Origin of the sequence: Halorubrum xinjiangense, assembly GCF_900102375.1 — an archaeon.
Lineage (GTDB): Archaea > Halobacteriota > Halobacteria > Halobacteriales > Haloferacaceae > Halorubrum > Halorubrum xinjiangense.
In genome coordinates this window covers 60,430-72,103 of record NZ_FNBO01000007.1, presented here as the reverse complement: position 1 = coordinate 72,103, position 11,674 = coordinate 60,430, and the positions used below count along the sequence as shown (strand labels likewise).

14 protein-coding genes are annotated in these 11,674 nt (G+C 70.2%); 6 read left to right on the top strand and 8 right to left on the bottom strand.

Annotation, left to right across the window (positions count from 1 at the left end):
* Nucleotides 1-3: 3 nt before the first annotated feature.
* Both F3H13_RS09610 and F3H13_RS09605 read left to right on the top strand, forming a co-directional pair.
* A complete protein-coding gene (locus F3H13_RS09610) occupies nucleotides 4-654 on the top strand; it encodes an HVO_2922 family protein (protein ID WP_149798819.1) in 651 nt (216 codons plus the stop codon).
* A 102-nt stretch (nucleotides 655-756) separates the two neighbouring features.
* Complete coding sequence (locus F3H13_RS09605) at nucleotides 757-1,935, top strand: DNA primase (RefSeq protein ID WP_149798818.1); 1,179 nt, start codon at nucleotides 757-759, stop codon at nucleotides 1,933-1,935.
* A 71-nt stretch (nucleotides 1,936-2,006) separates the two neighbouring features.
* On the opposite strand, the gene F3H13_RS09600 is transcribed toward F3H13_RS09605, so the two are convergent.
* Complete coding sequence (locus F3H13_RS09600; RefSeq protein WP_149798817.1) at nucleotides 2,007-2,222, bottom strand: DUF7472 family protein; 216 nt, start codon at nucleotides 2,220-2,222, stop codon at nucleotides 2,007-2,009.
* A gap of 167 nt (nucleotides 2,223-2,389) precedes the next feature.
* Here F3H13_RS09600 and F3H13_RS09595 point away from each other — a divergent pair, with 167 nt between their 5' ends.
* Entirely contained in the window at nucleotides 2,390-3,007 is a 618-nt protein-coding gene (locus F3H13_RS09595) for an SWIM zinc finger family protein (protein ID WP_223174400.1), read from the top strand.
* 26 nt (nucleotides 3,008-3,033) lie between these two features.
* Here the strand turns inward: F3H13_RS09595 and F3H13_RS09590 are convergent, their stop codons facing one another.
* The 4 genes from F3H13_RS09590 to F3H13_RS09575 all read right to left on the bottom strand — a co-directional run bounded on the left by F3H13_RS09590 (nucleotide 3,034) and on the right by F3H13_RS09575 (nucleotide 5,380).
* Nucleotides 3,034-3,225, bottom strand: coding sequence for a hypothetical protein (locus F3H13_RS09590; RefSeq protein WP_149798816.1), 192 nt, complete (start codon nucleotides 3,223-3,225; stop codon nucleotides 3,034-3,036).
* Nucleotides 3,226-3,343: 118 nt separating this feature from the next.
* Nucleotides 3,344-3,685, bottom strand: coding sequence for a 50S ribosomal protein P1 (rpl12p, locus tag F3H13_RS09585; RefSeq protein ID WP_149798815.1), 342 nt, complete (start codon nucleotides 3,683-3,685; stop codon nucleotides 3,344-3,346).
* 16 nt (nucleotides 3,686-3,701) lie between these two features.
* Complete coding sequence (locus tag F3H13_RS09580) at nucleotides 3,702-4,745, bottom strand: 50S ribosomal protein L10 (protein ID WP_149798814.1); 1,044 nt, start codon at nucleotides 4,743-4,745, stop codon at nucleotides 3,702-3,704.
* On the bottom strand, nucleotides 4,742-5,380 hold the full coding sequence (locus F3H13_RS09575; RefSeq protein ID WP_149798813.1) for a 50S ribosomal protein L1: 639 nt from the start codon (nucleotides 5,378-5,380) through the stop codon (nucleotides 4,742-4,744). Before F3H13_RS09575 ends, F3H13_RS09580 begins: the two co-directional genes overlap by 4 nt.
* Before the next feature lie 295 nt (nucleotides 5,381-5,675).
* Here F3H13_RS09575 and F3H13_RS09570 point away from each other — a divergent pair, with 295 nt between their 5' ends.
* A complete protein-coding gene (locus tag F3H13_RS09570; protein ID WP_149798812.1) occupies nucleotides 5,676-7,220 on the top strand; it encodes an acyl-CoA carboxylase subunit beta in 1,545 nt (514 codons plus the stop codon).
* Nucleotides 7,220-7,525, top strand: coding sequence for a hypothetical protein (locus tag F3H13_RS09565; protein ID WP_149798811.1), 306 nt, complete (start codon nucleotides 7,220-7,222; stop codon nucleotides 7,523-7,525). The genes F3H13_RS09570 and F3H13_RS09565 overlap by 1 nt, the downstream gene beginning before the upstream one ends.
* A 300-nt stretch (nucleotides 7,526-7,825) precedes the next feature.
* Here F3H13_RS09565 and F3H13_RS09560 read toward each other — a convergent pair whose 3' ends face one another.
* Nucleotides 7,826-8,077 carry a hypothetical protein gene (locus F3H13_RS09560; RefSeq protein WP_149798810.1) on the bottom strand — a complete coding sequence of 84 codons (252 nt, stop codon included), beginning with the start codon at nucleotides 8,075-8,077 and terminating at the stop codon, nucleotides 7,826-7,828.
* A 132-nt stretch (nucleotides 8,078-8,209) separates the two neighbouring features.
* Here F3H13_RS09560 and F3H13_RS09555 point away from each other — a divergent pair, with 132 nt between their 5' ends.
* On the top strand, nucleotides 8,210-10,108 hold the full coding sequence (locus F3H13_RS09555; protein ID WP_149798809.1) for an ATP-binding protein: 1,899 nt from the start codon (nucleotides 8,210-8,212) through the stop codon (nucleotides 10,106-10,108).
* A 492-nt stretch (nucleotides 10,109-10,600) separates the two neighbouring features.
* Here F3H13_RS09555 and F3H13_RS09545 read toward each other — a convergent pair whose 3' ends face one another.
* Nucleotides 10,601-11,443: a BKACE family enzyme gene (locus F3H13_RS09545; protein WP_149798807.1), complete on the bottom strand. Its 843-nt coding sequence runs from the start codon at nucleotides 11,441-11,443 to the stop codon at nucleotides 10,601-10,603.
* Nucleotides 11,440-11,655, bottom strand: a complete 216-nt coding sequence (locus F3H13_RS09540; RefSeq protein ID WP_149798806.1) for a hypothetical protein — start codon at nucleotides 11,653-11,655, stop codon at nucleotides 11,440-11,442. Before F3H13_RS09540 ends, F3H13_RS09545 begins: the two co-directional genes overlap by 4 nt.
* Nucleotides 11,656-11,674 lie beyond the last annotated feature (19 nt).

Genomic DNA, 11,674 nt, shown 5'->3' with positions numbered 1-11,674 from the left:
TCGATGTCCGAAGAGACCATCCACGAGTCGAAGCGGTCGCGGACCCGACAGGGGCTGGCCACGTACCTCCGCCGGATCGCTCGGGCCCTGGGGCGCGGCGACCCGGTGCCGGTCGACGAGGCCGGCACGGTGACGGTCGACGCGGCCGGGACCGGCGACGTCGAGGTCGAGCTCGAACGCGAGGACGGGACGGTCCACTTCGAGATCGAGATGGAGTGGCCCGACGAGGCGGCCGCGATCGACGAGGACGCGGCCGCGAGCAAGGCGACGTTCGAGCTGTACGCCGACAGCGCCGACCAGTTCCGCTGGCGGCTCCGCCACAACAACGGCAACATCATCGCCGACGGCGGCGAGGGGTACGCCGACAAGCGCGACGCGAACTCCGGGATCGAGAGCGTCCAGCGGAACGCGCCGGGCGCGCACGTCGTCGACGTCTCCCGCGACGAGGAGGCGCCCGACGAGGGCGGCAGCGACGCGACGTTCGAGCTGTTCCGCGACAGCGCGGACGAGTACCGCTGGCGGCTCCGCCACGACAACGGCAACGTCGTCGCCGACAGCGGGCAGGGGTACGCCTCCAAACAGAAGGCGAAACAGGGGCTCCGAAGCGTCAAGTCGAACGCGCCCGGCGCGGCCGTCGAGGAGACGGACGAGTAGCCGTTGGCGGCCGCTCCGGTCCGACCGTACCCTCCCCGACCGCGGCCTCCCCGACCGCGGACCGCACCGCTTATTCGCCGGCCCTCACTACCACGGAGCGACATGGACGCGCTCGACGCCAAGTACCCGTTCTTTGCGAGCGCCCGCGAGGCGGTCGCGGGGGCCGCGGTGTCGCTGCCGGAGCTCGTCGCGGCCGACGCCCCGGCCGTCGAGCGGGCCCGGGAGCGCGTCGAGCGCGCCCTCCTCGAGGGGACGGTCGCCTCGGAGAGCGGCGCGTTCCCCGGCGAGTCGGCGTACGACGCGCAGGCGGAGCTGCTCTCGTACCCCATCGCGCGGATCCTCGTCTCGCTTCTCGACTCCGGCCCCGCCATCGAGAAGTACGCCGCCGCGGAGGCGGCGACCGCCATGGAGCGGGTCCGCCGCGACCTCGAGACCGACGACGAGCTGCGGTCGGTGTCGACCCCGACGGTCGGGCTCGACGACCTGCTCGCGGAGTTCGACCTCGCGGACGCCGTGCGCCCGGACGCGACCGCTCCGGCCGGCGTCCGCGGCGGCGCGGGAGGCGGAACGGCGGGCGGCGCGACCGGAGGCGGCGCGGGCCGCGACCCCGACGGCTACCGGATCGACGTCGGCCCGTACCTCCGGCTCACCTCGCCGGAGTGGGGCGACTCGTGGCGGCTCGTCAACCGCGCGCTCGCCGACGGCGCGGTGCGCGTCTCCCGCGCGGAGCTGCTCGCGGCGCTGGAGGCCGCCGTCGAGGCGCGGGTCGCCGAGGGGCTCCCCTTCGAGCTGGCGGCCGACGAGGGGATCGCCGAGGCGCTGGAGTCGCGCGTCGCCGACCTGCGACGGCTGCTCTCCGAGCGGACGTACGCCGAGCCGCCGGACGTCGTCGCCCCCGCGCTGTTCCCGCCGTGCATGACGAACCTGATCGAGAAGGCCGAGCGCGACGCCGCGCTCTCCGCGGCGGAGTCGTTCGCGCTGATGGCGTTCCTCGTCGGCATCGGCATGACGCCCGACGAGGTCGTCGCCTTCTGCGCCGACACGAGCCTCGACGCCGAGGGCATCCGCTACCAGACCGAGTTCCTGACCGACGACCGGGGGACCCAGTACCCACCGCCGACCTGCGAGACGCTCGCGAACTACGGGATCTGCCACAACGAGGACGACCACATGCAGGTCGCGGCCGACCCGCTCTCGTACTACGAGAAGCGGGTGGCCGCCGCCGACGAGGTGACCGACTGGCGGGACGGACGCGAGAGTAGCGAGGCGGGCGAAGACTGACGGGGCGGAGGAGGCGTGAACGGCGCGCGTCGAACGCGGAAACTGTCTAAAAGGAGGGCGGCTCGGACCCGCTAGGACTCGTCTTCCGCGCGCATCAGGTACGTCCCGACCCCGGCCATCAGGAGGACGAACCCGGCCAACAGCGCGACGAGCGCGATCGCTCCCGCCTCCGGGAGGACCGTCGACCCGCCGAAGGTGACCCCGATGGCGACCAGCCCGACGATGAACACCGCCGCCGCCGCCAGCGAGACGGTGATCTGCCGACGGAGCTCCGCGTCGATTTCCATGTCTGCGGCTTCCCGTCGCCGCTAAAAAAGGACTTCGATGAGCGCGGCGAGGGGTCTCCGCCCCCGAACCGGACGAATCGCCGTCTCCACCCCGGTTTGGCGGTGGATTTACGAGTTCGCGGCCCCAACGTTCGGACGTAGCGAGGCCCCCGCCTCGCGGTCGTCACATGACCCACACCAGAAACGCGGCCGCGCCGCCAGCCGCCGACCCGCCCCGCGCCGCCGACCTCGACGAGCGCGCCGAGCGCGCCCGCTCGGAGGCGATGACGATCCGGACCCTCCCGGACGGTCGGTACGTCGTCGAGACCGACGGCGGCACGTACGTCGTCGACGTCGACGCCGGAAGCTGCACGTGCCCGGACCACGCGATCCGCGGCGCGCGGTGCAAACACCTCCGACGCGTCGCGATGGCGGTGACCGCCGAGTCGGTCCCGGCTCCCGACGAGCGCGTCGGCGCCTGCGCGGTCTGCGGAACCGAGACGTTCGTCCCCGCCGAGGACGGGGGATCGCACCTCTGTGAGCGACACGCCTTCGACCCGGGCGCGGTCGTCCGCGACCGCGAGACCGGAGACCGCCTCGTCGTGGTCGCGGTCACGACTGAACGGGCCGACGCGTACCGGACCGACGAGGGGCGCCCCGTCGCCGCCTACGACTCGAACGCCGCCTACGGCGCCCACGAGCCCGTCGTCGAGGCCGTCTACGTCGACTCGGCTCGACCAGAAACGCCGCTCTCGGAGCGCGAGCGGTACGGGTTCCCCGCGTCCCGGCTCACGCGTACTCGGTAGCGCTCCCGAGACCCGCCGCCGGCCGCTCACGTCGCGAGGTGCGTGATGTCCCGCCGCAGCGTGTACCCCCGCGGCACGCCGACGATCTCGAGACACTCGTCGCACAGTACCCGCTCGTAGTTGCGGTTGGTCTCCTTCTCTAACAGGGAGACGTCCGCGAGCGGGAACACCGACTCGCACCGGTCGCACTCCGCCTTGTCGCCGTCGACGATCTTCATCGCCTCACCGTTTCCGGGATCGCAATATAAAATCGCGGACGGCGTTATCACTCCGGATACTGGCGCGTCGGAAAAATCGGTGATCGGTCGACGCGGTCGGCGTCGGTGGGGCGCCGGCTCAGCCGAAGAGCTCGCCGAGCCCTTCGCCGCCGTCGCCCTCGTCCTCGTCGTCGTCGTCCGCCTCGTCGGCGGCCTCGGCCTCGTCCTCGTTGTCGTCGTCCGCCTCGTCGGCGGACTCGTCGGCGTCCGCGGAGCCGCCCGCGGCGGCGCCGGCGGCCGGGGCCGCGGCGGCCGTCTCGATGGCCTCCTCGATGTCGACGTCCTCCAGCGCGGCGACGAGCGCCTTGACGCGGGACTCCTCGACGTCGACGCCGGCGGCTTCCAGCACGCCGCTGACGTTGTCTTCGTTGATCTCTTCGCCAGTCTCGTTCAGGATGAGCGCAGCGTAAACGTATTCCATTGGTGTGTACCTCGTGTTATCCGAACATCGCGCCGAGTCCTTCGCCGCCGTCGTCGCCGTCGTCGTCGGCGTCGTCGTCGGTGTCGGCCGCCTCGGCGTCTTCCGTGTCTTCGTCCGCCTGTTCCTCCTCGTCGGCGTCGTCGGTCGCCGGCTCCGCCGCCGGCGCCGCCTCGACGCCCTGGAGCTCCTCGGGGAGCGCCTCTTCGTCGTCGATCTGCGCCGCGAGCGCGCGCAGCTGGGCGTCGGCCTTCCCGATCAGGTCGGGCACGACGTCCGGGCTCTCGATCTCCGCGAACAGGCCGACGGACTTCGCCTCGCCGGACGCCTTCGCGAGAAGGGTGCCGGCGGTGGCGGCCGTCGGGTACGCGGCGTTGACGGAGAGGTTGCGCGCGGCGGCCGCGGCGGACTGGACGTCCGCGCGGTACTCGTCGACGTCGATTTCGAGCTCGTCCGGCTCGAACAGGACGCCCTCGGAGTAGACGGCGCGCAGGTCTAAGCCGACCTCCTTGGGCTCGATGCCGAGCTCGACGAGGACGTTCGCGAGGTCGTCGTCGACGACCTCGCCCTCCGCTAACACGGTCGAGTCCTCGGTCACCTTGATCGAGCCGTCCATGATGCGCGCGGACGCGCCCACGGTCTGAAGCTCGCCGACGAACGGTCCCGGGTCGACGCCGGTGTCGCCCTCGGGGATCACGATGTCGTTGGGGGCCACCTCGCCCGCGTTGATCGGGGCGGGGGTCTTCGAGGCTTCGAGCTGCTTGAAGAGGCCGAACGGGTTGTCGTTGGTGCCGACGAGCGCCACCTGGCCGCTGACGTACTCCGTCAGCGCCTCGACGCCGTCGTCGACCTCCTCGAGCGCCCGGTTCGTGAGCGTGTTGCGGCTCATGCGGACGGCTGCCGAGCCGTGGAGCTCCCGGCGCATGGCCTGGAGCTGCCGGCTCGGGATGCCGGCCACGCCGACGATCCCGACGGACTGATAGGAGTCGATGAACTCGACGAGTTCGTCGACCTCCTCGCGTTTCCACTCGGGGATCGTCTCGGTCTTGCGGACCGAGCTCATACGGGCACCTCCTTCGCGGGACCCATCGTGGTCTTCACGTAGATCCCGTCGATGTTGAGCGGGCCCTTCTCGAGGTTCGCTTCGAGCCGCCGGATGATGACGTCGATGTTGTCCGAGATCGCGTCGGCGCCCATATCCTCGGCGCCGACGCGGGTGTGGAACGTGCGCCGGTCGCGCGACCGGAGCTGCACCGTGTTCTTCATCCGGTTGACTGTGTCGACGATGTCGTCGTCCGGCTGTAGTGGGGTAGGCATCTTCCCGCGCGGACCGAGGACGGTACCGAGGTACCGACCGATGTCCTGCATCAGGTTGGCCTCCGCGACGAAGAAGTCGGTCTCGTCGGCGAGGTCCTTTGCGCGGTCGTCGTCGTCTCCTAAGTCTTCGAGGTCGTCGCTGTCGAGTACTTCGTCAGCGACGTCCCCTGCGCGGACGGCGGTTTCGCCCTCCGCGAAGACGACGATCTGTGTCTCCTGCCCCGTTCCAGCCGGCAGCACGACGGACTCGTCGATACGGTTCGACGGATCGTTGAGGTCGAGGTCTCGCAGGTTGATCGCGATGTCCACGGTCTCGCGGAAGTTCCGCTCGGGCGCATCGTCGAGTGCGAGGGTTACGGCCTCTTGTATTGTGTCTGCCATTTTCACCTCCGTAGTACGCAGGTCGCTCCTACGGGTCAGTGAAACAGGCGAAGCCTGTCTCATCGGAGAGAGGTCCATCGGAGGTTTAAAAGCGTCGAACCGCCCGTCCCCGTGTGAACCGGAAGCAGGGCCGCTCCGCGGCGGTCACGCCGTCGACCCCTGCTGCCCCCGCTTCGCCGTCGCCGTCGCGGCGCGGATTCGACGGATGTCGAACGTCGAAACGTCGGATAGGGGAACCCTTTTGACGGCGGTCGCCGACCCACGAGGTAATGACGCAGGGTGGTCCGCCGTGACAATGGACGACCGCATCGAGGACCTCCGCGAGCGCCGCGAGCGGGCGGCGAAGGGCGGGGGCGAAGAACGGATCCAGTCGCAACACGACAAAGGGAAGATGACCGCCCGCGAGCGGATCGACTACTTCCTCGACGACGGCACCTTCCACGAGTTCGACCGGTTCCGCACCCACCGCAACCACACGTTCGGGATGGAGGAACAGCAGATCCCGGGCGACGGGGTGGTGACCGGCTACGGCGAAGTGAACGGCCGGAAGACGTTCGTGTTCGCGCACGACTTCACCGTCTTCGGCGGGTCGCTCGGCGAGGTGTTCGCCGAGAAGGTGTGTAAGGTGATGGACAAGGCGATGGACGTGGGCGCGCCCGTCGTCGGCCTCAACGACTCCGCGGGCGCCCGGATCCAGGAGGGGGTCGCCTCGCTCGGCGGCTTCGCCGAGATATTCCGACGCAACACGGAGGCCTCCGGCGTGATACCCCAGATCTCGGCGATCATGGGCCCCTGTGCCGGCGGCGCGGTGTACTCCCCGGCCATCACGGACTTCACGTTCATGGTGAAAGACACCTCGCACATGTTCATCACCGGGCCGGACGTCATCGAGACGGTCACCGGCGAGGAGGTGAGCTTCGAGGAGCTGGGCGGCGCGGTCACCCACTCTTCTACCTCCGGCGTCGCGCACTTCGCGGAGGAGAGCGAGGAGGAGGCGTTAGACAACATCGCGCGGCTGCTCTCGTACCTCCCGGCGAACAACGTGGAGGACCCGCCGCGCGTCGAGCCGTGGGACGACCCCGAGCGCGCCGACGACGAGCTCGCGGAGATCGTCCCCGACGCGCCCCGGAAGCCGTACGACATGAAAGACGTTATCGGCAGCGTCGCCGACGAGGGCTCCTTCTTCGAGGTGCACGAGAACTTCGCGAAGAACATCGTCGTCGGCTTCGCTCGGCTCGACGGGCATTCGGTGGGAATCGTCGCGAACAACCCACGCGTGAACGCCGGCACGCTCGACATCGAGGCGAGCCAGAAGGGCGCGCGCTTCGTCCGCTTCTGTGACGCGTTCAACATCCCCATCCTCACCTTCGAGGACGTGCCCGGCTTCATGCCCGGCACCGATCAGGAGCACAACGGGATCATCCGGCACGGCGCGAAGCTGCTGTACGCCTTCTCGGAGGCGACCGTGCCGCTGCTCACCGTCATCACCCGGAAGGCGTACGGCGGCGCCTACTGCGTGATGTCGTCGAAGCACATCGGCGGCGACGTCAACTACGCGTGGCCCACTTCGGAGATCGCGGTGATGGGGCCGAAGGGCGCGGTCAACGTCCTCTACCGCGAGGAGCTGGCCGAGGCCGACGACCCCGACGCGCGCAGACAGGAGCTCATCGACGAGTACCGCGAGGAGTTCGCGAACCCCTACACCGCCGCGGACCGCGGCTTCGTCGACGACGTCATCGAGCCGGCCGAGACGCGCGCGCGCCTCGTCGAGGACCTGCGGATGCTGAAGGGGAAAAGCACGGACCAGCCCGCGAAGAAGCACGGTAACATCCCGATCTGATGGCGGCCGACGACGACCCGGTCGACGGGGAGACCGCCGACGAAGCCCTCCCGATTGCCGGTCTCTCGATCCCGGACGACGCCCGCGACGACGAGGCGGCCGCCATCGCCGCCGCGGTCGCCGCGCACCTCCGGGACGGCGAACTCGCCGCGGCGGCCGCCGCGAGCGACGTGGACGACGGCCGCGACGAGGACCGCTGGGGGCTCGCCGGCCGGATCGAGCGGCTCCACCGTCGCCGGGTGCGCGTCCCCGCCGACGCGCCTACAGACCCGTGGAGCGCGGCCGGTCGCAGCGACCGTTTCTGAATAGCGGCCGCGTCGCGTTGGTTTCCGCGGCCGCGCCGCGCTGGTTTCCGCGGCCGCGCCGCGCTGGTTTCCGCGGCCGCGCCGCGCTGGTTTTTCCGTTTCGGTCGATACACCCGTCGCTGGTCGAGTAGTCGACACGTCGAACGGAGTCGCCGGACGCGGAGGCGTCCGGTCGCGTACATTCCCCCGACAGCGCGGCGTCAAACCGTCGCACTGTCGACCCGGCCCTGCCTCAGGGCGCGTTCGGAGATACGTCCGCTGACGTATATACCTATGGTAACATCTCCCGCGGTCGGTCGCTCAGCGCGTCCCCTCGTCGCCGGCGTCCTCGCCCGCCGTCGCGGCGGTCGACTCGTCGCCGTCGCCGAGTCCCGTCGGTCCGCCGCGGTCGCCGAGCAGTCGGTTGAGGACGACCGGGACGACGCCCACGAAGACGAGGAGCGCGCCGATCCGAATCGGAAGCGACGCCTCGGTGGCGACCGTCAGCCCGAGATAGACGGCGGCGCCGACCAACACCGACGGCAGCACGTACGGGTTTCCCGCGTCGAGCATACCTCATCGTGGCGCCCGCGACCCCCTTAACCGTCCCGGCACGGATCGATCATTCGTCCCGGCACGGACCGACTGTTCGTTTCGGCACGGACCGACAGAGTTTGGTAGCAGTTCGTGGAAGAACCGACAGGAATGTTCGATAAGGTTCTCGTGGCGAACCGCGGCGAGATCGCGGTCCGGGTGATGCGCGCCTGCGCGGAGCTGGGCGTCGACACCGTCGCCGTCTACAGCGACGCCGACAAGCACGGCGGCCACGTCCGGTACGCGGACGAGGCGTACAACGTCGGGCCCGCCCGCGCGGCCGACTCGTACCTCGACGGCGAGGCCGTCGTCGAGGCGGCGCGGTCGGCCGGCGCCGACGCGATCCACCCCGGCTACGGCTTCCTCGCGGAGAACGCCGACTTCGCGGCCCGCGTCGAGGCCGCCGACGGGATCACGTGGATCGGCCCCGAAAGCGACGCGATGGAACGGCTCGGCGAGAAGACGCACGCGCGCCGCGTGATGGACGACGCCGACGTGCCGATCGTCCCCGGGACGACGGAGCCCGTGACCGAGGTCGACGCCGTCACGGAGTTCGGCGACGAGTACGGCTACCCCGTCGCGATCAAGGCGGAGGGCGGCGGCGGCGGCCGCGGGATGAAGGTCGTCGAGAGCGCCGCGGCGGCCGAGGAGGCGCTCGAATCCGCCAAACGCGAGGGCGAGGCGTACTTCTCGAACGACTCGGTGTACCTCGAACGCTACCTCCAGACCCCCCGCCATGTGGAGGTCCAGATCGTCGCGGACGACCCGGCGGCGTCGGACGACGCGGGCGCCGACGCCCCGGTGACCGAGAGCGACGTGGTCCACCTCGGCGAGCGCGACTGCTCGCTCCAGCGCCGCCACCAGAAGGTGATCGAGGAGGGGCCCTCCCCCGCGCTCTCCGACGAGCTGCGCGAGAAGATCGGCGAGGCGGCCCGCCGCGGCGTCGCCGCCGCCGACTACACCAACGCCGGGACGGTCGAGTTCCTCGTCGAGGAGGACCCCGACCGCGACCCGTCCGAGCCGCTCGGCCCCGACACGCCGTTCTACTTCCTCGAAGTGAACACGCGGATCCAGGTCGAACACACCGTCACGGAGGAGCTGACGGGGATCGACATCGTCAAAGAGCAGCTCCGGGTCGCCAGCGGCGAGGGCCTCTCCGTCTCGCAGGGCGACGTCGAGTTGGAGGGGCACGCGATCGAGTTCCGGATCAACGCCGAGAACGCCGCCGACGACTTCCAGCCCGCCAACGAGGGATCGCTGGAGACGTACGACCCGCCGGGCGGGATCGGCGTCCGCGTCGACGACGCGCTCCGGCAGGGCGACGAGCTCGTCACCGACTACGACTCGATGATCGCGAAGCTGATCGTGTGGGGCTCGGACCGCGAGGAGTGTCTCGCCCGCTCGAAGCGCGCGCTCGCGGAGTACGACTTGGAGGGCGTCGTCACCATCGTCCCCTTCCACCGGCTCATGCTCGACGACGAGCGGTTCGTCGACGGGACGCACACGACGAAGTACCTCGACGAGGAGCTCGACCGCGAGCTGGTCGCCGAGGCGCAAGAGAAGTGGGGGACCGAATCGTCGTCGAGCGGGGGCGACGACGAGGAGGTCACCGAACGCGAGTTCACCGTCGAGGTGAACGGCAAGCGCTTCGACGTCGAGTTAGAGGAGCGCGGCGCGCCCGCGATCCCGGTACCCGAGGGCGGCTCGGGCGGGGGCGGTGCGGGCGGCGCTCAGCGCCCGCCCCAGGCGACGTCCGATGACGGCGGTGACGAGGGCGGCGTCGACGTGGCCGAGGGCGGCGAGGCCATCGACGCGGAGATGCAGGGGACGATCCTCTCGGTCGACGTCGACGAGGGCGACGAGGTCGCCGCCGGCGACGTGGTCTGCGTCCTCGAGGCGATGAAGATGGAGAACGACGTGGTCGCCGAGCGCGGCGGCACCGTCGCGAGCGTCCACGTCGGCGAGGGCGACAGCGTCGACATGGGCGACGTGCTGATCGTACTGGAGTAGGATCGAGCGTTCTCCGAGCGTGGTTGTTTATAAATAATCGGCGGCTCTGCGGAGAGTCGTTCCGAATTCTCAGTCGCTTATTTATAAATAGTCGTCAGCGGATCGGCGACGACCACCGCCAAAGCCCCAGCCGCTCGTTTATAAATGGTCGAGAACAAATCTGCGGCGGAGACCTCCAGAGCCCCAGCCGCGAGGCCACAGTACGCTCGTTGCGCTCCTCGCTCGTGTTGCTCGCTGCGGTGCTTACGTCGCCTACTGTGGCCTTGCGGCTGCCCCTTTGAGTCCCACCCCGCACCGCTCCGCACCGCACCTCACGCCTCCCCAGCCTCGTCGGCCTCCCTCCGGTCGGCCGACTCCCTCGCGCGTGCTGCTCGGCCGCGGAGCGGCCTCGCAGGCACGCGCCACCGCGTCGTTCATTTATAAGTAACCGTCGCCACCTCCCGCTTCGTTTAAATACCGCGTCGATATTGGAGTTCGCAACGCATACTCCCGTTACCGCCCTCGCAGCCCCAGTAGCTCCCGCGTCTGCTCCGGTGTCGCCACGGGCCGACCGAGCTCCTCCGCGATCCGCGCCGCCCGCGCCACGAGCTGCTCGTTCGTCGCGAGTTCGCCGCGCTCGTAGTACCGGTTGTCCTCCAGACCGACGCGGACGTGCCCCCCGAGCAGCAGCGACTGGGTCGTCATGGGAAGCTGGTGCGGGCCGAACCCGATCACGTTGAACTCGACACCCTCCGGCAGCGCCTCGACCCGGTTCACCAGGTTCCGGGGGTGCGGCGGCGACGTGGTCCCGCCGCCGAACAGGAAGTTGAGGTACGGCGGGTCGTCGAGGTCGTCGAGAATCGCCAGCGACTCGTTGAGATGGCCGTCGTTGAACACCTCCAGTTCGGGCTTGATTCCGCGCTCTTTCATCTCCGCGTGAAGCGACGCCACCAGATCGCGCGTGTTCTCCGAGGTGAGCCGGTCGTAGCGGTTGAGCGGCCCCATGTCGAGCGACGCCATCTCGGGGGCCGGGTCGGTCCGCAGGGGCTCGTGCCGGAGCGCATCGGGGGCAGCGGTCCCGCCGGTGGAGTGCTGGAGGACGGCGTCGTCGGTGGCCTCGCGGACCGCGTCCGCGACTTCCTGAAACCGCTCGGTCGAGAAGGCGCGCTCGCCGTTCTCGCGGCGCGCGTGGAGGTGGAGCACGCTGGCGCCCGCGTCCTCGCAGGCGGCCGCGGCCGCCGCGATCTCCGCGGGCGTCTCCGGGAGGGCCGGGTGCGCCTCTTTTCCGTGGACGCCGCCGGTGAGCGCCGCGGTGATGACCGCCGGCTTCCCGTCGAGGTAGTCGTCGTAGGTCATCGGTCGGCGTCCGAGCCGTCGGCCGTCGCCGGCTCCGCCTCCGCGTAGAACTCGCAGTCCGTCTCGGGGTCGAGCCCGTACCGCGCGTTACAGACGTCCGCGCGCATGGGCTGGACGAACGACCCCGTCACGGTACAGAACGCGCGGGCGGTCTCGAACGACTGCCCGTCGCCCTCCTCGCGGTACGCCAAGTGCTGGCACGTCTCGTCCATGGCGGCCGGAAGCGGGGGA